A 19954-nucleotide genomic window follows, 5' to 3' on the forward strand; every position below is an offset into this window, starting at 1 on the left:
GGAACCTTTCGCCTATCATGTCCCGATCATCGTCACGTCAAGCCGGTCCGAAGCGCGGGCGCAAGGCTTTTTGGCTGAAACAGCTTCACACGTGGCACTGGATGAGCTCGGCGATCTGTCTGATCGGGCTGCTGCTGTTCGCGGTCACCGGCTTCACGCTGAACCATGCCGCCGATATCGAGGCGGCGCCGCAGGTGTCGGCGCGGACGGCGCAATTGCCCCCCCCGCTGCTCGATCAGCTCGCCAGGGCGGCCCCCGCCGGCGAGGCGGATGAAAAGGCGCCGCTGCCCCCGTCCGTCGCCGCGTGGGTCGAGGCGCATTTCCCCGTCAAGGTGTCGGCCGATGCCGAATGGTCGGACGGCGAAGTCTATCTGCCCGCGCCGCGTCCGGGCGGCGACGCCTGGGTCGCGATCGACCGCGCCACCGGTGCTGTCAGCGCGGAGATTACCGACCGCGGCTGGATCTCCTACCTCAACGACCTGCACAAGGGGCGCAATTCGGGCGGCGCGTGGAGCCTGTTCATCGACATCTTCGCCTTCGCCTGCCTGGTCTTCGCGATCACCGGGCTGTTCCTGCTTCAGCTTCACGCGGCCAAGCGCAGATCGACCTGGCCGATCGTCGCGGCCGGGCTTGCGATCCCCGCCGCAATCGCCATCGTCTCTATTCACTAGGAGGGCAACAGCCATGACTTCACCCATGCGGACGATCCTGATCGGCGGAACGCTGTCAGCCGTACTCGCGGCCCCGGCGCTGGCCGCCGCGCCGGGCACGATGGACGTGACCGTCACCATCCCGCGGCTCAAGGTCGCCGAATATCATCGGCCCTATGTCGCCATCTGGGTGGAGAAGGAGGGGGCCCCGGCCAAGACGGTCGCGGTCTGGTACGATTACGACATGAAGAATGGCGAGGGCACGAAATGGCTTCGCGACGTTCGCCAGTGGTGGCGCGTCTCGGGCCGCTCGATGACCTTCCCCGCGAACGGCATCACCGGCGCGACGCGCGCACCCGGGACGCACAAGGTCAGTTTCTCGCGCGCGCAGCTCGGCGCGACGGCGCCGGGGCAATATACGCTGGTCATAGAGGCGGCGCGCGAGGTCGGGGGACGCGAACTGCTGCGCATCCCCTTTACCTGGCCGGCGAAGGCTGGTGCGGGCGGCCGCGCTGCGGGCACCAGCGAGCTGGGCGCCGTCTCCATCTCATTCCGTTGATACGAAAGGGCGAACGATGAAGAAGCGAATCCTGGGACTGGCGGCGACGATCGCCTTGTCGGCGCTGGCCGTGACGCCGGCAAGCGCGCATCGACAGTGGATGATGCCGTCGGCGACCGTGCTGTCGGGTGATGACGTCTGGGTCACCGTCGATGCGGCGGTGTCGAACGACCTCTTCTATTTCGAGCACCAGCCGCTGCGGCTCGACGGGATCAAGGCCTGGGCGCCCGACGGCAGCGAGGCGCAGATCGAACATGGTTCGACCGGCCGCTATCGCAGCACGTTCGACGTCCATCTGACGCAGAAGGGGACGTGGAAGATCGGAACCGCGTCGGACGCGCTGATGGGCAGCTATGACCTGAACGGCAAGACCGAGCGCCTGCCGCGCGGCACCACCACCGCCAACCTTGCCGAGCGGCTGCCCGCCGGCGCGAGCAATGTGCGGACGGCGGAATCGAACAACCGCAACGAGATTTTCGTCACCGTCGGCGAACCGACGACGACGGTGTTCCAGACGACCGGCAAGGGGATCGAGCTGGTCCCGGTGACGCATCCGAACGACCTTTATGCGGGCGAGGCGGCGACCTTCCAGTTCCTGCTCGACGGCAAGCCCGCGGCGGGCCTGACGGTGACCGTGATCCCCGGCGGCATCCGCTATCGCGACCAGCTCGGCCAGATCGACCTGACGACCGGTACCGACGGCCGCGTCACGGTGACGTGGCCCGAGGCGGGCCTCTATTGGGTCAACGTCACCACGCCGCGTGCCGAGCAGGGCGAAGAGGGCGCGGCGCCGGCCCAGCCGCAGCGCCGGGCGAGCTATGTCACGACGCTCGAGGTGATGGCGCCCTGAACGACCGCGTCCTCATCCCGCGGGCGCTGACCCCCGCCGCCTTTGCGAAGCGCGATGCGCCGGCGGGGATCGAGCGCTTTTCGGGAACCAGCATGGGGACCGACTGGAGCCTGCAGGCCGTTGCGCCGCCGCGCGATGCGGCGGACGTCGTCCAGCGCGCGCTCGACCTCGTCGTCGCGCAGATGAGCCAGTGGGAGCCGGACTCCGACCTGTCGCGCTTCAACTGCGCCCCGGCCGGGACGTGGCAGGCGGTCCCGCCCGAACTGGTGCAGGTCGTCGAGGCGGCGCTCGCCATCGCCGACGCCAGCGGCGGCGCTTTCGATCCGGGACTGGGGCGGCTGACCGAGGCGTGGGGTTTCGGCAGCGCGGGGCCGGTGGCGGCGCGCCCGGCCCCCTCGATCGCCGCGCCGCGCGGCGGCATCGCCTTCGACCGGCAGGCCGGGAAGCTGCGCCGCGAGGAGGGCGCATCGCTCGATTTGTCAGGCATCGCCAAAGGCTATGGCGTCGACCTCGCGGCCGAGCGGCTGCGCGACGCCGGCGTGCGCCATTTCCTGATCGAGGTGGGGGGTGAGCTGCGGGGCGAGGGGATCAGGCCCGACGGTCATCCATGGTGGGTCGATGTCGAGCCACCGCCCGGTTGGAACGGGCTGCCCTGGCGCATCGCGCTGCACGACCTGTCGGTGGCGACGTCGGGCGATTATCGGCGCGGTCTGGAGATAGAGGGCCGCCGCTATTCGCACAGCTTCGATCCGCGCACCGGTCTGCCGATCCGCAACGGCATATCGTCGGCGACGGTGATCCATCGCAGTTGCATGATGGCCGACGGCTGGGCGACCGCGCTGACCGTCGCCGGGCCGGCGGCGGCGCTCGACATGGCCGACGCCCACGGGCTCGCCGCCTGCCTGATCGCGGACGAGCGCGAATATGTGTCGCGCGCGTGGCGCGCGATGCTCGATTGAGCGGCTTCGCTATCCGCGCAGGATGAAGGGGATTTCGACGACGCCCTTGACGCGCACGGCTTCGCCGTTGCGGATGGTCGGTGCCCAGCGCCACTTCCGCACCGCGCGCAGCGCGGCTTCGTCCAGGCGCGGAAAGCCGCTGGTTCGCGCGACGCTGATCGCCGCGACGGATCCGTCGACGCCCAGCGTCACCGACAGAAGCACCGTTCCCTGCTCGCGGTGGCGGCGACTTTCGGTCGGATAGCGCGGCGGAGGCCCCGACAGCATGCGCGTCGCAAGATCGTCGGCCTGGATCGTCGACGGCGGTGCCGGCGGAGCGGGCGGCGCCGGGGGAGCGGCCGGAACGGAAACCGCGATCGGCGCGGCCGGTTCGGGGTCGGGAACCGCAATCTGCACCGGCCGGGGATTGGGCAGCACGACCAGCGGCTGCGGCATGGTGGCGCGCGGCTGTGGCGGCGGCGGCGTCTCGGCGGGTGCGGGCGGGGGCGGTGGCGGCGCCATCGACAGGTTGACCACCGCCAGCCTGGTCGCCTTCGTGTGCGCGTGGCGAATCCCGCTGTGGACGAGCGCGGCGATCAGCACCGCGGTCAGCAACAGCGCCAGTCCGGCGGCGATCGGGTTGGGGCGCGATGTCTCGCCATAGCGATGCACGGCGGCGCCGTCGGGGCCTCCGGCCGCCTCGACCGGGCGGGCGGAACGAGGCAGGGGCACGGCGGCGAAGCGCTCTCGAGCCTCGCGTTCAGGTTTCCGACCAGCGTCGCAGCAGGTTGTGGTAGACGCAGGTGAGTTGAAGGACAGCATCATTATCGGCCCCATCGAGGGTGAGTTTCTGGATCGCCGTATCCAGTTCGAGAAGCATCCGCCGCAGGCTTTCTTCCCGCACCAGGCTTTGAATCCAGAAAAAGGATGCGATGCGTGCGCCGCGTGTCACCGGTTCGACGCGGTGCAGGCTGCTCGAAGGATAGAGGATGGCGTCCCCCGCTGGCAGCGCGACGCGATGCTCGCCATAAGTATCGCTGATGACCAGCGCGCCGCCCTCATACTCGGTCGGATCGTTGAGGAAGAGGGTGCAGGACAGGTCCGACCGCAGATGTTCGTCCTCTCCCAGACGCATCACCGCACCGTCGACGTGGAAACCATATTCGCCGCCGCCCGCATAGCGGTTGAAGCGCGGTGGCAGGATCTTGCGCGGCAGCGCGGCGGCGAAGAACAGCGGCGATCGCTGCAGCGCGGCGAGCACCGTGGCTCCCAGTTCGGCCTTCAGCGGCAGGTTATCGGGCAATTGCTCGTTGCGCTTGACGCGGGCGCCCTGCGCTCCGACCGTCTCGCGCCCGTCGGTCCACTCGGCGCCGTCGAGCCGGGTGCGGACCGCCGCCACCTCCTCGGCCGACAGGATGTTCGGAATATGCAGCAACATGCCGATCCAGATCCTTTCAAACGGCGAAGGCGGGGGCGCGCCACGTCCCCCGCCCAGGCCCGTTCCGCGCCGACCTAGAACCGGAAGTCGGCGCTGAACAGGAAGGTTTGCGGCTGCCCCGGCGTGTAGCGATAGCCGCTCTTGTTGATCGCCGCGACATAATGTTTGTCGAACAGGTTATAGGCATTCACCCGCAGCGTGACATTGTCGTTGACCGCATAGCCCAGCAGCGCGTCGACGACCGTGTAGCCCTGGGTGCGGGGCGGCGTGCCGGCCGCGCCGTCGGTCCCGCGCCGCATTCCGCTGGTGTAGCGGACGCCGCCGGCAATCTCGAGCCCGAAGGGCGCGCGATAGCTGGTCCATGACGAGAAGCTGTCGTCGGGGGCGTAGGTCAGGCCGGTGCTGCCGTCGACCGCGACCGCGCCGCCGATCGTGACCTTGGTCTTCTGATGCCCGTATCCGGCGGAGATCGACCAGTCGTCGGTGATGTTGCCCACGACCGACAGTTCGAAGCCCCGCACGCGCTTCGATCCGCTCTGGATGTCGGACGGGTCGGCGGCGTTGACCTCGTTCAGCACCTTGGTCTGGAACACCGCCGCGTTGAAGGCGAGTGCGCCGTCCAGTGCGTCCAGCTTGACGCCGGCCTCGATCGTCTTGGCCTTTTGGGGAGCGAAGTCCGGGTTGTTGGCGCTGTTGCCAGTGGCCAGGGTGAAGTTGTCGCCGCCCGGGGGCTGCTGCGACAGTGCATAGTTCACATAGAGGCTGACCGGCTCGCTGGGCTTCAGCACCGCTCCCAGCTTCCAGTTGAACAGCGTGTCCTTGGCCGTCAGGTCGGCGGTGGTCACGATCGAGCCCACGGGCGCGGTACCGCAGGGCACGGCGCCGCGGCCGGTTCCGTTGTTGCAGACGGCCGTGCTGACATAGGTCGTCTTGTAATGATCGAGGCGAATGCCGCCGGTCACCAGCAAGAGCCCGTCGAAGAATTTCGCGGTGTCGAAGGCATAGAAGGCCAGCGTATTCGTCTTGCCCCGCGAAGCGGTGCCGTTGCGCGAATGGGTGTAGTTGCTCGTGTCGTTCCAGTCGGGATCGTAGAGATTGGCGACCGGCAGGGTGCCCGAGGAACTGTGGCCGTAGGTGATCTGCTTTTCGCTGGTGATCTCGGCACCGACGCTCAGATTATGCTCGATCGCTCCGGTCGCGAAATCGGCCCTCAGGTTGAGCTGGTCGGTCAGGATGCGGTTTCGCGCATCGCGGATCGTGGGGTTGCCGCGCGTCATCGTATAGGCGGACAGGTCGTTGGGGTTCGCAGGATCGCCGACGATGTTGGCGCCCGTCGACATGAATGCGGTCAGCAGATAATCCTGCCTGGTCTCGCCCCAGCGCGCGACGTTGGACAGCCGCACATTGTCGGAGAAATCATGTTCGAAGATGAATGTCGCCATCTGCGCCCTGACGTCGTCATGATCCTTGCGCGTGCCGTAGAAATTCCTTGAATCGACGGGATGGCCGGCCAGCGCTTCCTGTCCGGACTGGGGCTGCCATCCGGGCAGGGCGATCGTCGGGACATAGCCGTCGGGAATATTGTCCTGATCAACATAGAGCAGGTTGAGATAAGCGCGGGTCGCGGTTTCGAGGCCGAAGCCGAGCGAGGCGGCGAGACCGAGCCGCTGGTTCTCGACATGATCGCGGCCGGGAACATCGCTGTCCTGCCACAGGACATTCAGCCGCAACGCGCTGTTGCTCAGGTCGCCCAGCGTCTGGTTGACGTCGGCCGTCACGCGCTTCTGCCCGTCGACGCCAACCGAGAGCGTGCCCGACAGCGCGCTTTCGAGCGACGCCCGCTTCGACACCATGTTGATCGCGCCCGTCGGTGCGGTGCGGCCATTGTCGGTGCCCGCCGGTCCTTTCTGAACCTCGACCGCTTCGGTGTTGAAGATGTCGCGCGAGATCGAACCCAGATCGCGGATGCCGTCGACGAAGATGCTGTTCGACGTGTCGAAGCCGCGCATGCGGATCGCGTCGCCGCTCGTCGTATTGCCGTTCTCGCCGGCATAGAAGGTGCCGACGCCGGGGCTGTTGCGCAGCACCTCGGTCAGCGTCGTCGCCCCCTGTTCGTTGAACAGCTGCTTGTCGATCACCTGGATCGTCTGGGGCGTGTCGCGCAGCGGCTGCGTGAATTTCGGCGAGGACGGACGGTCGACCTTATAGCCTTCGTCGTCGATCGCGGTGTCGGTCACGGTGACCCCGCCGAGCCGTGGCGCCTTCGCTTCCGATCCGCTGTCCTGAGCAGCCGCGGGCGAAACGGCGAGACCGAAGCAACCCAGAGCCAGATAGGCCGGCGCCGCTGCCGCCAGTGATTCACGCAAACGCAAGAATGACATTCATGCCCCCTTTTTGATCCATGATGGAAATAATGGCGCGCTATTGCGAGTCATTCGCGAGAAATGCAAGCGCCTTTTTACATTCCGTCGGCATTTCGCGCACCAAGGCGCCGATCCAGGCGGTTCACGAGGCTTCTTGTCATGCAGTAAATTGAAACCGCGACGCAGTAGTATGCGAGGATTGTCGCGCGTCGGGCGCGCTATGCCGGCGCTTCGCTATCCTTGCAGGGGACGACCTCGACCACCAGGTCGCCCGCTTGCAGCGCCTGGGCTTCGGGCTCCCAGAAGCCGTAGGGCTTGCCGCCGCGATAGAGGCGCAGGCCGCGCCCGCCGCTGGCGAGCGTATCAAGGCCGCGGCCGATCTCCTCGGGGCTGACCCGGCGCTCGCTCAGCTGCACCCGGCCGCCGGCGGCCGCCAGATCGGCCATATAGTCGGCGACATGCGCGCCCTCGGCCGACCCCGCGAGAAGCAGGCCGGTGAAGCTGACCGGGTTGATGACGTTGTTGGCGCCCGCCTGCCGCGCGAGCAGTTCATTGTCCTGGGTGCGGATGACGACGCTGATCGGAACGTGCGGCGCGAGATGGCGCACGGTGAGCACGATCAGGATCGAGGTGTCGTCGCGCCCGGCGGAAACGAGCACGCTCTTCGCTTCGTTGATGCGGATGTGCAGCAGCGTGTCGTCGTTCGACGCGTCGCCCTCCATCACGTTGCAGCCCATATGCTCGGCGGCGGCGACGCGGCCGCGCGCCGGGTCGATGACGACGATCTTCGACGGATCGGTGCCGCGCACGATCAGTTCCTTGACGGCTTCGCTGCCGCTGACGCCGAAGCCGAGAACGACGATATGGTTGGTGAGCTTTGCCTGGATGCGGGCCATGCGCCATTTTTCCCATGTGCGTTTGAGGACGAATTGATAGGCGGTGCCGACGAAGATGAAGAGCACGGCGATGCGGATCGGCGTGATCACCACCGCCTCGACCAGCCGCGCCCGGTCGGACACCGGGGTGATGTCGCCGAAGCCGGTGGTGGTGACCGAGATCATCGTGAAATAGACGACATCGAGGAAACTGATGGCACCGTCCTCGTGATCGACCAGCCCGTCGCGCCCGACCCAGTGGATCGCCACCGCGATCCCGATCAGCAGGAAGGCGACACCCAGCCGTGTGACCAGGTCGGCCCAGATCGGCCAGCGGGTCGCGCGGCGCAGGACGTCGAACTGGCGCTGGACGCTCCGGGGTAGTCGTCTGGCCATCGGCGGCTATCGGGGCGGCAACTGCTTCATCGGATCGACAGGTATCCGATTCTTCCTGAGCTGGAAATGGAGTTGCGGCGACTGGACCTGGCCGCTCGCGCCGGCGCGGCCGATCACGGCGCCGGCCTTCACCGCCTGCCCGCGCTGCACCGCGATTTCGCCCGCGTGGCCATAGGCGCTCATCCAGCCGCCGCCATGGTCGATCAGGATCAGGCCGCCATAGACGGCGATTTCGTCGCCGGCATAGGCGACGACGCCGTCCGCCGCGGCGTGGATCGGTGTCCCCTGCGCTGCGGCGATGTTGATGCCGTCGTTGACCTTGCCGGGCGCCAGCGGACCGAAGCGGGCGATGATCGGACCGGTGAGCGGCCAGCGGAAGCGGCCGGAAAAGGCGGCCGGCGCCGCGATTGCCGTCGTCACCGGGTGTTTTGGCACCGCGCTGGCCGCGGCAGGCCGCCCGCTTTCGGCGAGCGCGGGCTGGCTGCCCGTCGCGATGTCGTCGATGTCGAGCGTGAAGGATGCTGCGCGTGCCGCCACGTTGACGGCACGCGGCGATTGGGCTCGTGCCTCGGCCGGCAGGCGCAGCCGCTGGCCGACGCGCAGGATATAGGGTTCGCCGAGCGCGTTGATCGTGACGACCTCCCCCCAGTCGACGCCATAGGCCTGTGCGATGCCGATGCCCGTCTCCCCCGCCGCGACGCGATGATAGAGGCCCGCGGGAATGCGGAGCGTCTGGCCGGGATGCAGCGTGTAGGGCGGCGCGAGGTCGTTCTCCATCGCGATCGCCTCCGAACCCGCGCCCGTCATCGCGCCGATCGCGCGCAGCGTATCGCCCGGCCGCACGGTGTAGGTGCCGGCGGTCACTGCGCGCGCGTCGGCGGTGACGGGTTTCAGCGTCCAGGTCTGCCGCGCGTCGCCACCGACGACCTCGCCCAGCGAGCGCCGTTCGAAATCGTCACGCGCGGTAGACGGCGCCGGCGCGCTGGCTACCGGTGCGGTCGCGCGCGGTGTCGGCGACGTGGCCGCTGGAATACAGCCGCCCAGCAATGCCGCGCCCACAAGCGGCCCGATACGGTGAATAAGCGCCCCCACACCGCTTCCTTGCCAAAGCCAGGCGGCGAACGCCAGTCATCTGTTTCATTTTGGAACAGAAACTGAGTGATCGGAGGGCATGGGACGCCCGTTTCAGCGAAGCGGATCGCGAAAATACCCGTGTGCTCCCGCGGAGGCGGGAGCCCAGCGCAAAGCAAAGCCGGCGTCGGCGTCAAGACGCTCTACGGTCTATGGGGAGTCGGCGTTCGGCGCGCTGCCTCGTCCGTCATACTGAACTCGTTCAGCATCCATGGCCGAACCTTCCCTTTTGTGCCGACTTTCAGGCGAGGGCGGACCATGGACCCTCGGACCGGGTCCGGGGCGGGCTCTGAAACAAGTTGGCGCATATGTCCTTCAGGCAAGTCAGGAGCTGTTCCCCGGCGAAAGCCGGGGTCCATGCGCGGCGGGCTACCCCACGTGGACCCCGGCTTTCGCCGGGGAACGGTGACTTGTCGAAAAGGGATCATTGCCAAGCAAGTTCAGGGTGGCGGAAGGGAAAACGGTGCCGAAACCCGAATCCCCACAGCCATAGGCCCCCGCCTGCGCGGGAACACGATGTGTCATATTCAAGAGTGATCGCGCCAATGCATCGAACATCGGATCGGTATGGTCTCGCTGCCGCTCAGCCCTGATAGGCGCTCCGCAAGGCCGCGAGCGAGGCGTCGTGGGTCAGGTCGAGTTGCAGCGGCGTCACCGAAATATAGCCGGCGTCGATCGCCTCGAGGTCGCTGTCGGCGCCCAGCGAATGCTCGATGCCGTGCAGCCCGAACCAGTAATAGGTGTAGCCGCGCGGATCGACGCCCTCGACGATCGAGCCGCGGCTATAGTCGTGGAAGCCCTGCCGGACGACGCGGATCCCGCGCACCGCGTCGGCGGGGACGGCCGGGAAGTTGACGTTGATCAGCGTCCGCGGCGCCATCCGCATCGCGAGCAGCGGCGCCAGCACCTTCGCCCCCCACGCCTCGGCCGCGCCGAAGGGAACGGTGTCGCCCATGCCTTCGCGCGCATAGACCTGGCTCAGCGCGATCGCCGGGATGCCGGCCAGCGCCCCCTCGATTGCCGCCGACACCGTGCCCGAATAGGTGATGTCGTCGCCCAGATTGGCGCCGCGGTTGACCCCCGACAGGATCAGGTCGGGCTTTTCGGGCATCAGCTTGCCGATCGCGATCATCACCGAATCGGTCGGGGTGCCGGTGCACGACCAGCGCCGTTCGCCATGCTGGCGGACGCGCACCGGATAGGACAGCGTCAGCGAATGGCCGGCGCCCGACTGCTCCTCCGACGGGGCGCAGACCCAGATATCGTCCGAAAGCTGCCGTGCGATCGCTTCGAGCACCGCCATGCCGGGGGCGTGATAACCGTCGTCGTTGGTGAGGAGGATGCGCACTTTGGTTTCTTTCTCTTTTCGTCACCCGGCCCAAGGCCGGGGTGACGAGGGTAGTCAGGTGATGGGTGTCAGCCGCGTGACCCCACCCATGTAAGGCAACAGCGCCGCGGGAATATCGACGCTGCCGTCCTCCAGCTGATAATTTTCGAGGATCGCGACCAGCGTGCGCCCGACCGCCAGCCCCGAGCCGTTGAGCGTGTGGACGAACTCGTTGCCCTTCGCGCCCTCGCGGCGAAAGCGGGTGTTCATGCGCCGCGCCTGGAAATCGCCGCAGTTGGAGCAGCTCGAAATCTCGCGGTAGGCGCCCTGGCCGGGCAGCCACACTTCGAGGTCATAGGTCTTGCGCGCCGAAAAGCCCATGTCGCCCGCGCACAGCAGCATCCGGCGATAGGGCAGCTCGAGCGCCTCGAGGATCGCCTCGGCGGCGCGCGTCTTGCGTTCGAGTTCGGCGTCGCTGTCCTCCGGGCGGGTGACCGACACCAACTCGACCTTCCAGAACTGGTGCTGGCGGATATAGCCGCGCGTGTCGCGCCCCGCCGCGCCCGCCTCCGACCGGAAGCAGGGGGTGAGGGCGGTCATGCGCAGCGGCAGGTCGGCCTCGGGCAATATCTCCTCGCGCACCGCGTTCGTCAGGCTCATCTCCGACGTCGAGATCAGCCAGCGGCCGTCGGTGGTCTGGAACAGGTCCTCGCGGAACTTGGGAAGCTGCGCGGTGCCGAATGCCGCCTCGTCGCGCACCAGCAGCGGCGTCGCGCATTCGCGATAGCCCGCCTCGTCAGTCTGCCGGTCGAGCATATACTGGCCGAGCGCGCGTTCGAGCCGCGCCATCGACCCTTTCAGAAAGGCGAAGCGGGCGCCCGACATCCGCGCCGCAGTCTCGAAATCGAGGCCGAGCGCGGGGGCGAAATCGGCATGCTCGCGCGGCGTGAAGGCGAAGGTGCGCGGGGTGCCCCACCGCGAAATCTCGACATTGCCTTCTTCGTCCTCGCCCTCCGGAACGTCGGCGGCGGGCAGGTTGGGAAGCGCGGCGAGGCTGTCCTGCAATGCAGCAAGCTGCGCGCGCTCGGCGGCTTCCTGTTCGGGGAGCGACTGCTTCAGCGCCGCGACCTCTGCCTTCAGCGTTTCGGCGGTGGCCGTGTCGCCCTGCGCCATCGCCTGGCCGATCGCCTTCGACGCCTCGTTGCGGCGCGCGAGCGCGGCCTGCATGTCGGTCTGCAAGGCGCGGAGCGCGGCGTCGGCGGCCAGGATGGTTTCGGACAGGGGGGCAAGGCCGCGGCGCGCGAGGCCCGCGTCGAACGCGGCGGGGTCGTCCCGGATCAGGCGGATATCGTGCATGGCCGCGCTATGGCGGCGCGGAGCGGGCGGTGCAAGCCCGTGTTCGCCCCTCCGCTCGCAATGACGACGCGGGGCGATCCCGGGGCCGAAATCATGACCGCCACGAAAAAGGGGGCCGCCCCAAGGGACGGCCCCCATCATTCGGCATCCGGCGCGAGGCCGTCTGCCGCCAGTGGCCCGTTATGCCGCTTCGCTGTCGTCGCCGTCGCGGTTGGCCGCACGGCGGCGCATCACCAGCGCCGCGGCTGCGGCGCCGAACAGCAGCATCATCGGCGGTGCCGGCACCGGGGTCGGATCGCCCGACGACCCGCTGCTCGTGCTGCCGCCCGAACTCGACGAAGACGAGGAGCTCGAAGAAGAGGAACTACTCGACGACGACGAAGAACTGCTGCTCGACGAGGAGGACGAACTGCCCGTCGATCCGCCGAAGCTGCTGCTGCCGCCCGTCGCGCCCGACGAGGTCGCGCCGCTCGACGAACTGCTGCTCGACGAGGATGACGAGGAGGAAGAACTGCTCGACGACGAGGATGCGCCGCCGGTCGAGGTCGACGCGCCGCTCGAACCGCTCGACGACGAGGAAGACGACGAAGAGGAAGAGCTGCTGCTCGACGAGCTGCTGCCCGAACCGCCTGATCCGCCCGACGTGCCGCCCCAGCCCGAGCTGCCGTGCGAGCTTCCGCCCTTCGACGAGCTTCCATGCGACGATCCGCCGTGGGACGAACTGCCATGCGAGCTGCCGCCGCGTGACGACCCGCCGTGCGAGCTTCCGCCCTTCGACGAACTGCCGCCGCCCGACGAGGAGGAACTCGACGACGAGGAGGACGAACTGCTGCTCGACGAAGAGGAACTGCTGCTGCTCGAAGAGGAGGAACTGACATTGCCCGACGAGGTCGAAACGCCGCCGGTCGAGGTGCTGACCCCGCCCGTCGAGGTCGAGACGCCGCCGGTTGAGGTCGACACGCCGCCCGTCGAAGTCGAAACGCCGCCGGTCGACGTGCTGACGCCACCCGTCGAGGTCGAAGTGCTGACCCCGCCGGTCGATGTGGAAACCCCGCCCGAGGTGCTGCTGGTGGTCGAACTGAGCCCGCCCGTGGTCGTCGAGGTGATGACGACGCTGCCGCTGCTCCCGCCGCCGCTGCTGCCGCCGAAGAAACCCCCGAAGAAGCCGCCACCGAAACCGCCGCCGAAGCCGCCGCCGATCACGGTGACTCCACCGCCGCCGCCGCCGCCTTCGAAGCCGCCGCGCTGCGGGAAGGGCGCATAGGGGATGGGGGGCAGCGGAACCGTCTGCGTCACCACCTGCGTCTGCGGGGTGGCGGTGCGCATGATCCGCTTCGTCGTGACCACGCGGCGGACGCGCTTCACCGGCTTGCGCGCCACGTGCCGCTTGCGCACCACTTTCTTGGTGCAGCAGTTCTGCACCGTCTGCGCCTTCGCTCGCGGCACGTCGGCGACCTGCATCGCGCCGGTGCCGATGATCGCGCCGCCGCATGTGCAGGCACAAAGCTTTGCGAGGGCCATTCGGACAGACATAGGTTTCTCTCTCTTTTCCCGTTGCAGGTGCCCCCAGCGCTGCCGCCGGCACCGATTGCGCCTTTCACTAAGAGCAAAAGGCCAATGCTTTGTGAACACGGCAATTGCGTTAACCGCGTTTGCCTGTCCGAGAGCGGGAAAATGGGATCGAAATCAACTCTAAAGCGCTACTTTGTCCCAAAACAGCACGGATTTTTACCGAATCATGTCCCATTGGTAAACGGCTGGGCGCTCGAATGGGTGAGCGCGGTGGGCTTGCGGAGAGCATCGGACCGGTTCAGCGGCGCTTCACCCGCGGCCGCCTATCGGCCCTTGGCGCTTGTGTCCCAACCTACGGCTGGTTATAGGCGCGGCGCATTCCTTGGACCGCCATTTCGGCGGCAAGGCGACAGGAAAGGACGCGAGAGCCCCTTATGCCGACCAAGATTGCCGATGTTGGCGCCGACGCCCTCCGCGAAGCCAGGTCCAATCTCGATTCGGATTATGTCCCCAACGAGGACGAGCCGTTCATGAACGAACGGCAGCAGGACTATTTCCGCGGCCTCCTGCTCGCCTGGAAGAAGTCGATCCTTTCCGAAGCCGAATCGACGCTGGCGCATCTGCAGGACGGTCCGCTGCGCGAGCCCGACCTCGCCGACCGCGCGTCGAGCGAGACCGACTGGGCGATCGAGCTGCGGACCCGCGACCGCCAGCGCAAGCTGATCGCCAAGATCGACGCCGCGATCCGCCGCATCGACGAAGGCGAATATGGCTATTGCGCGGTCACCGGCGAACCCATCTCGCTCGCGCGGCTTCAGGCGCGTCCGATCGCGACGATGACGCTGGAGGCGCAGGAGCGCCACGAGCGCAACGAGCGCATTTCGCGCGAGGATTGATCGCGGCCGGCTCGGAAGGCGTCGGCGCCATTTACAATATCGCAAGGGCTGCTGCCTAGATTCGTCCCCTGAATCAAGCGGGGAACGGGTCGCATGGAATCCCACGAACACACATCGGTCGACGAGGAAGTGGCGGCGCTGTCGCGAAGCGCCGACCGCGACAGCCTGTTCATGCAGGCGCGGCTGCAACTGGCGGGGGCGCCCGATACGGTGCTCGTCCGCGTCCGCAACCTGTCGGCGGGCGGCATGCTCGCCGAGGTGCAGGGCCGGATCAGGGGCTCGAACAGGGCGGGGCGGTCGAAGTCGATCTGCGCAACATCGGCCCGGTGCCGGGGCGGATCGTCTGGATCGGCGACGGCAAGTTCGGCGTCGCGTTCGACCGGCCGGTCGATCCGCAGGCGGTGCGCCGTCAGGTGGTTCGCAAAATGGAGGTTCCCCCGCACATTTCAGCGCTCAACCGGGGGCCTTTCTACCGCCCGCGCTGACGCGCTTCGCGATGGAAGGCATCAGCCGGCGGTAGCAGTCGGGGGCTCGCTCAATCGAACGCGAGCATCTCTTCCTTGATTTTCAGCTTCTGCTTTTTCATCTGCGCCAGCAGGGCCGCATCGGGCGATGGGCGCCGTTCTTCATTCGCAATTTTCGCGTCGAGGTCCGCGTGACGGGACTTCAGGGCAGAAAGGTGCGATGTGCTCATGAGGCCTTCTCCTTTTCGAATCGGGTGGGCAGGGGCGAGTAGAACATGAATTGCCCCGAAAGTCGTGACGATTCGGCCGGACGGTCCCCGTTGCGGACCAGCGGTGGCCGTGGCAGGAGACGGGCGTGAATCCGGAAGACATCGCCCAGCGCCTCGAACGGCTTCGGACCGAGCATCGCGACCTCGATGCGGCGATCATCGCGCTCGCCACGGCGACGGTTCCCGACCAGCTCCAGCTCGCCCGCATGAAGAAGCACAAGCTGCGGCTGCGGGACGAGATCGCATGGTGCGAGGATCAGCTTCTGCCCGACATCATCGCCTGATCCGTCCGGTCGCGCGCCGGAAAGATGGTTAGCGGCGTTGCGGTGCGCGCCGCGACCGTGGCATGGCCGCGCGATGGACGAGCGGCAGTCGGGCATGCGCGGAATCGGCCGGCCGGTTCATCGCGCGCAGGTCGAAAATCTCTATGTCGAAGCGATGCTGCTCGCCGACGAGGCGCATGCGGCCTTTGCAGCGATGCGCGATCCGGGCGGCGATGGCCTGCTTCAGGTCGGTCTCGCCTGCGAATCGCTCAAGACGACGGCGCGGCTGATGCATATCATCGCATGGCTGCTCCACCGCCGCGCGATGATCGCCGGCGATCCGGGGCCGGACCCGACGACAGCGCCGCGCGCATCGGCGATCCCGTCCCGGCCGATTGGTCTGTCTGCGCCCGCTTCGATGCCCCGGTCGCCCGCGTCGTCATGGCGAGCGAGCGGCTGTTCGAACGCGTTGCCGCGCTCGAGGCGGGCTGGGATGCGCCCGCCGCGCCGACGCCGGTGCACGACATGCTGGCGGAGATCGCCGCGCGCCTCTGACGCGTGCGCATCCTCCCGGTGCGCATAACGCTTGCCTTAAAACCCGCATTTGAAATACTCCTTTGAAAAAGGAGAAGTTGGAGATGGACCGTGCGCAAAAACTGGAATTGCTCGATCGCAGCCTGACGCGAGCGGCCGACGCGATCGGCGACATCACGCCGGTGGTGATGGCGCGCTATTATGCGCGGCACCCCGACGCCGCGGCCAGTTTCGAGCGACACGGAATGGGGCGGACCTCGGCGCTGGAGCACGAGATGGTCGACAACTGCCTCTATTGCCTGATGTATTGTCTCGAACGCCCGACCGAGATCGAGATCCTGCTCGAAAATTCGGTTCCGCATCATCAGTTCACGCTTCAGGTATCGTTCGACTGGTATCGCGGGCTGGTCGATGCGACGATCGACGTGATCGCCGAAAGCATTCCCGCCGATGCCGCCGACGAGCGGCAGGTATGGGACGAGATTCGCAGCGTGCTGGGCGGCGTCTTCACCGGATGCCGGGGTTTGCTGGCGGGGGCGAATCCGATCGCGGCGGCGAGCGCCTGAAAACCGTTCGCGCGTTCCCGATTATCCGGTCCACTTGACCCACGCACCATGCGGGTGCGAGCGCGCGAGCAGGCGGCCCGCTTCGCCGCCGGGCCAATGGCGCACGACCAGTTCGTGATGATGCACGGTGCGGTTGGCTTCGAGCGCGATCCAGGCGAGCGGGCGGTCGGGCGTCGCTTCGGCGCCGGCTTCCTCCATCGCGGTCGTCACGCGCATCTGCTGGTCCTCGGGCACATATTGCCAGACGATCGAGTGCATCAGCAGGCGCGTGGTGCCGGCCGCCTGCGGCTTTTTCAGTTCAGCCTCGACGAAATCGGCGGCGGAGGCGCGAACGAGATCCGGTTTCCTTTCGCGCGCCGCAGCAATCGCCGCTTCCATACGCGCGAAGCGCACCGCATGCTCGGGCCAGATATAGGCCTTGAGCCGCAGCGCCTGCGCGGGATCGGTCAGGTCGACCGGTGCGACGTCGCATCCCTTCAGGGCCGCGATCTCGATCGGCAGCTGCGGCGGATGGTTTCCCTGCCATTCGGGGGTGAAGGCCATGACGCCGGGTCGAGGCCCGACCTGCACGCCGCCCAGATCGTAATGATAACGGTCGATCATCAGGTTGATCCCCGCGCTCGATCCGATTTCGAGGCAATCGAAGTGCGGCGGAAGGCCTTGCTCGGCGAGCCACAGCATCGCTGCGATGAAGTTCGACGACCGCCCCGCCTCGTTGGTTTGCGGCGGACCGTCGAGCCACGGCAGCAGCGCCGCCTCTTGCCGCTGGACGACTCCAGCGACGATCGCGGCGTCGTTGATGTCGTCGGCATCGGCATAGATGGGTGCAAGCTCGGGCGCGGCGCCCGACAAGTGCAGCGCATGCAGCCCGCCCGCGGCGCGCAGCGGCAGCGCGTCGGCAAGCGGCGCGCCCTGCCATTCCGCCATGCGCCGGGCGAATCCGGTCGCGGGCGCGTCGATCAGCGTCGCGAGCGCCGCGACGATCCGCGCCGTCACGGGGGCGTCGGCGGCGCGGCAATAGGCGACCTGGTTCCTGAAGGCGGTGCGCACCGCATCGGCGCCGGTCGCGCCGATGTCGATGAACTCGTAGCGCTCGCTCATTGCCCTTTCTCCCGTCGCCGCTTATGGGCGCGGTGCTTATGCCCGAACCGATCATCTTTGCCATCCCCAAGGGACGCATCCTCGACGAGGCGCTGCCGCTGCTCGCGCGCGTCGGCATCGAACCTGCGGCGGATTTCTTCGACAAGAAGAGCCGCGCGCTGGTGTTCGGGACGAACCAGCCGCATGTCTCACTGATCCGCGTGCGCGCGTTCGACGTCGCGACCTTCGTCGCGCACGGCGCGGCACAACTCGGCATCGTCGGGTCCGACGTGATCGACGAGTTCGATTATTCGGAACTTTACGCGCCCGTCGATCTCGGCATCGGCCACTGCCGCCTGTCGCTCGCCGGGCCGGCGGGCAGTTCGCCGCCGGGTGCCGCCGACTTCGGGGGCGCCAGCCATATCCGCGTCGCGACCAAATATCCCGCGACGACGCGCCGCTGGTTCGAGGGGCAAGGCATCCGGCCGAATGCATCAAGCTCAACGGCGCGATGGAGATCGCGCCGAAGCTGGGACTTGCGTCGCATATCGTCGACCTCGTCTCGACGGGGCGGACGCTGGTCGAGAACGCACTCGCCGAACAGACGGTGATCAGCGAGGTGTCGGCGCGGCTGATCGTCAACCGCGCGGCGTTCAAGCTGCGCTCGGCCGAGGTGCCGGCGCTGGTCGAAAGGTTCCGCGAGGCGGTGTCGAGTCCCGTCGGAGGAAATTGAGTGCGACGGCTCGACGCCTCCGCTCCTGGTTTTCGCGCCGCCTTCGACGCGCTGGTCGACGACCGGCGCGAAAGCGATTCGGGTGTATCGGCCGACGTGGCCGCGATCGTCGCGCGGGTGAAGGCGGAAGGCGACGCGGCGCTTGCCGACTATACGCGCCGTTTCGACCGCTTCGACCTCGACGCGAGCGGCTGGAGCATCTCGAAGCCGCAATGCGCCGCCGCCTATGACGCGCTCGCGCCCGGCCTGCGCGCGGCGCTCGACCTCGCGGCGGAGCGCATCCGCGCCTATCACGCAGCGCAGCGTCCGGCGGACCGCGACTATCGCGACGCGGCGGGCGCGCGGCTCGGCGCGCGCTGGCGCGCGGTCGATGCGGCGGGGGTCTATGTTCCCGGCGGACGCGCCGCCTATCCCTCGTCGGTGCTGATGAACATCCTTCCCGCCAAGGTCGCAGGGGTCGAGCGCATCGTGATGGTCACGCCGACACCCGACGGCACGATCAATCCCGTCGTCATGGCGGCGGCGCATATCGGCGGCGTCGACGAGATATGGCGCGTCGGCGGCGCGCAGGCGGTCGCCGCGCTTGCCTATGGCACCGATCGGATCGCGCCCGTCGATGTCGTCACCGGCCCCGGCAACGCCTGGGTCGCCGAGGCGAAGCGCCAGCTTTACGGTGTCGTCGGCATCGACATGGTCGCGGGTCCGAGCGAGATCGTCGTCGTCGCCGACGCCCGGAACGACCCGCATGTCATCGCCGCCGACCTGCTCAGCCAGGCCGAGCACGACCCGACGAGCCAGTCGATCCTCTTCACCGATGATAATGCTTTCGCCGATGCGGTAGCGGCGGCGATAGAGCATCAGATTCCTAATCTGACGACCAAAGCGACTATGCGGACGAGCTGGGATGCCAACGGCGCGATCGTCATCGTGCCGACGCTGGCCGCCGCGATCCCCTTGTGCGACCGGCTCGCGCCCGAGCATCTCGAACTCGCGGTCGATGCGGCCGAAGCCGACGCGCTCTTCGCCAAGGTGCGCCACGCCGGCTCGGTCTTCCTCGGCCGCCAGACGCCCGAAGCGATCGGCGATTATGTCGCCGGCCCCAATCATGTCCTCCCCACCGGCCGCCGTGCGCGCTTTTCGAGCGGGCTGTCGGTCGCCGACTTCATGAAGCGCACCAGCTTCCTCGCACTCGACGAGGGCGCGCTGGCGGCGATCGGTCCGGCCGCGGTCGCGCTCGCCGAGGCCGAGGGGCTTCCCGCCCATGCGCTCAGCGTCCAGAACAGACTCGAACAGGCAAAGCCATGAACAAACGCGCCCAGTCCCGCTCCGCCGCACGGCTCGCCGCCGTGCAGGCGCTCTATCAGCACGAGATGGAGAGCACGCCTACGGCGCAGCTCCTCCATGAATTCCACCAGCATCGCATCGGCGCCATCATCGAGGATGCCGAATATGCGGAGGCCGACGTCCCCTTCTTCGACGACATCGTGAAGGGCGCGCTCGCGCGCCGGCCGAGGTCGACGCCGCGATCGCCGCGCGGCTGGCGAGCGGCTGGACGCTCGACCGCCTCGACCGCACGATGAAGGCGATCCTGCGCGCCGGCGCCTACGAACTGATCGCGCGCGGCGATGTGCCGGTCGGCGCGGTGGTCAGCGAATATGTCGATGTCGCAAAGGCCTTCTTCGACGGGCGCGAGGCGGGGTTCGCCAACGGTCTGCTCGATGCGATCGGCAAGGATGTGCGGGCGAAGGGGTGAA

The 19954-nt window shown here is 67.7% G+C and carries 21 protein-coding genes and 3 pseudogenes; 14 read left to right on the top strand and 10 right to left on the bottom strand.

Translation table 11 applies throughout. The annotated features are described in order from the left end of the window. Positions 1-17 precede the first annotated feature (17 nt). From AC2S9W_RS09705 to AC2S9W_RS09720, 4 genes are all read left to right on the top strand, one after another. Positions 18-671 (top strand): PepSY-associated TM helix domain-containing protein, encoded by a 654-nt coding sequence (locus tag AC2S9W_RS09705; protein ID WP_067106256.1) that lies wholly within the window; start codon positions 18-20, stop codon positions 669-671. A 13-nt stretch (positions 672-684) separates the two neighbouring features. Beyond that, complete coding sequence (locus AC2S9W_RS09710) at positions 685-1209, top strand: DUF2271 domain-containing protein (protein WP_486572031.1); 525 nt, start codon at positions 685-687, stop codon at positions 1207-1209. A gap of 16 nt (positions 1210-1225) precedes the next feature. Continuing rightward, on the top strand, positions 1226-2059 hold the full coding sequence (locus AC2S9W_RS09715; RefSeq protein ID WP_486572032.1) for a DUF4198 domain-containing protein: 834 nt from the start codon (positions 1226-1228) through the stop codon (positions 2057-2059). Between the two features lie 92 nt (positions 2060-2151). Beyond that, the gene (locus AC2S9W_RS09720) at positions 2152-3018 is read left to right on the top strand and encodes an FAD:protein FMN transferase (protein WP_486572033.1); all 867 of its coding nucleotides are present in this window, start codon (positions 2152-2154) and stop codon (positions 3016-3018) included. Positions 3019-3027: 9 nt separating this feature from the next. On the opposite strand, the gene AC2S9W_RS09725 is transcribed toward AC2S9W_RS09720, so the two are convergent. From AC2S9W_RS09725 to serS, 7 genes are all read right to left on the bottom strand, one after another. Then, the gene (locus AC2S9W_RS09725; RefSeq protein WP_486572034.1) at positions 3028-3729 is read right to left on the bottom strand and encodes an energy transducer TonB; all 702 of its coding nucleotides are present in this window, start codon (positions 3727-3729) and stop codon (positions 3028-3030) included. 28 nt (positions 3730-3757) lie between these two features. Continuing rightward, positions 3758-4435, bottom strand: a complete 678-nt coding sequence (locus AC2S9W_RS09730; protein ID WP_486572035.1) for a Fe2+-dependent dioxygenase — start codon at positions 4433-4435, stop codon at positions 3758-3760. A gap of 74 nt (positions 4436-4509) precedes the next feature. Then, positions 4510-6816 (bottom strand): catecholate siderophore receptor Fiu, encoded by a 2307-nt coding sequence (locus AC2S9W_RS09735; RefSeq protein WP_486572036.1) that lies wholly within the window; start codon positions 6814-6816, stop codon positions 4510-4512. A 200-nt stretch (positions 6817-7016) separates the two neighbouring features. After that, positions 7017-8069: a potassium channel family protein gene (locus tag AC2S9W_RS09740; protein WP_486572037.1), complete on the bottom strand. Its 1053-nt coding sequence runs from the start codon at positions 8067-8069 to the stop codon at positions 7017-7019. Positions 8070-8075: 6 nt separating this feature from the next. Next, entirely contained in the window at positions 8076-9161 is a 1086-nt protein-coding gene (locus AC2S9W_RS09745) for a peptidoglycan DD-metalloendopeptidase family protein (protein WP_486572038.1), read from the bottom strand. Between the two features lie 622 nt (positions 9162-9783). After that, on the bottom strand, positions 9784-10548 hold the full coding sequence (surE, locus tag AC2S9W_RS09750) for a 5'/3'-nucleotidase SurE (protein ID WP_076074732.1): 765 nt from the start codon (positions 10546-10548) through the stop codon (positions 9784-9786). Between the two features lie 54 nt (positions 10549-10602). Next, positions 10603-11883, bottom strand: a complete 1281-nt coding sequence (serS, locus tag AC2S9W_RS09755; RefSeq protein WP_486572039.1) for a serine--tRNA ligase — start codon at positions 11881-11883, stop codon at positions 10603-10605. Between the two features lie 172 nt (positions 11884-12055). Here serS and AC2S9W_RS09760 point away from each other — a divergent pair, with 172 nt between their 5' ends. The 3 genes from AC2S9W_RS09760 to AC2S9W_RS09770 all read left to right on the top strand — a co-directional run bounded on the left by AC2S9W_RS09760 (position 12056) and on the right by AC2S9W_RS09770 (position 14776). Further along, on the top strand, positions 12056-13147 hold the full coding sequence (locus tag AC2S9W_RS09760; RefSeq protein WP_486572040.1) for a hypothetical protein: 1092 nt from the start codon (positions 12056-12058) through the stop codon (positions 13145-13147). Positions 13148-13829: 682 nt separating this feature from the next. Beyond that, positions 13830-14291 carry an RNA polymerase-binding protein DksA gene (gene dksA, locus AC2S9W_RS09765; RefSeq protein ID WP_067106274.1) on the top strand — a complete coding sequence of 154 codons (462 nt, stop codon included), beginning with the start codon at positions 13830-13832 and terminating at the stop codon, positions 14289-14291. A gap of 326 nt (positions 14292-14617) precedes the next feature. Further along, entirely contained in the window at positions 14618-14776 is a 159-nt protein-coding gene (locus tag AC2S9W_RS09770) for a hypothetical protein (protein WP_486572041.1), read from the top strand. A gap of 50 nt (positions 14777-14826) precedes the next feature. Here AC2S9W_RS09770 and AC2S9W_RS09775 read toward each other — a convergent pair whose 3' ends face one another. Further along, complete coding sequence (locus tag AC2S9W_RS09775; protein WP_076074740.1) at positions 14827-14985, bottom strand: YdcH family protein; 159 nt, start codon at positions 14983-14985, stop codon at positions 14827-14829. 125 nt (positions 14986-15110) lie between these two features. On the opposite strand from AC2S9W_RS09775, the gene AC2S9W_RS09780 reads away from it, so the two are divergent. After that, complete coding sequence (locus tag AC2S9W_RS09780) at positions 15111-15308, top strand: YdcH family protein (RefSeq protein ID WP_067106279.1); 198 nt, start codon at positions 15111-15113, stop codon at positions 15306-15308. A 28-nt stretch (positions 15309-15336) separates the two neighbouring features. Here the strand turns inward: AC2S9W_RS09780 and AC2S9W_RS09785 are convergent, their stop codons facing one another. Beyond that, on the bottom strand, positions 15337-15486 hold the full coding sequence (locus AC2S9W_RS09785) for a hypothetical protein (RefSeq protein WP_486570695.1): 150 nt from the start codon (positions 15484-15486) through the stop codon (positions 15337-15339). Here AC2S9W_RS09785 and AC2S9W_RS09790 point away from each other — a divergent pair. The 3 genes and pseudogenes from AC2S9W_RS09790 to AC2S9W_RS09800 form a co-directional block, all read left to right on the top strand. Further along, positions 15463-15567: pseudogene (locus AC2S9W_RS09790) on the top strand (DUF1465 family protein); the annotation flags it as partial. The gene AC2S9W_RS09785 and the pseudogene AC2S9W_RS09790 overlap by 24 nt on opposite strands. 23 nt (positions 15568-15590) lie before the next feature. Continuing rightward, positions 15591-15842 (top strand): hypothetical protein, encoded by a 252-nt coding sequence (locus tag AC2S9W_RS09795; RefSeq protein WP_486572106.1) that lies wholly within the window; start codon positions 15591-15593, stop codon positions 15840-15842. An 83-nt stretch (positions 15843-15925) separates the two neighbouring features. Next, complete coding sequence (locus tag AC2S9W_RS09800) at positions 15926-16387, top strand: hypothetical protein (protein ID WP_067182542.1); 462 nt, start codon at positions 15926-15928, stop codon at positions 16385-16387. Positions 16388-16408: 21 nt separating this feature from the next. Here the strand turns inward: AC2S9W_RS09800 and AC2S9W_RS09805 are convergent, their stop codons facing one another. Further along, positions 16409-17488: a DUF2332 domain-containing protein gene (locus AC2S9W_RS09805; RefSeq protein ID WP_486572042.1), complete on the bottom strand. Its 1080-nt coding sequence runs from the start codon at positions 17486-17488 to the stop codon at positions 16409-16411. Positions 17489-17526: 38 nt separating this feature from the next. On the opposite strand from AC2S9W_RS09805, the pseudogene hisG reads away from it, so the two are divergent. From hisG to nusB, 3 genes and pseudogenes are all read left to right on the top strand, one after another. Continuing rightward, positions 17527-18200 (top strand): annotated as a pseudogene (gene hisG / locus AC2S9W_RS09810) (ATP phosphoribosyltransferase). Next, entirely contained in the window at positions 18201-19505 is a 1305-nt protein-coding gene (gene hisD / locus AC2S9W_RS09815; protein WP_486572043.1) for a histidinol dehydrogenase, read from the top strand. It begins immediately after the preceding pseudogene. Beyond that, positions 19502-19953: pseudogene (gene nusB / locus AC2S9W_RS09820) on the top strand (transcription antitermination factor NusB). Before hisD ends, nusB begins: the two are co-directional and overlap by 4 nt. The last annotated feature ends 1 nt before the right edge of the window (position 19954 follow it).

It is taken from the genome of Sphingopyxis sp. 550B, assembly GCF_057401805.1.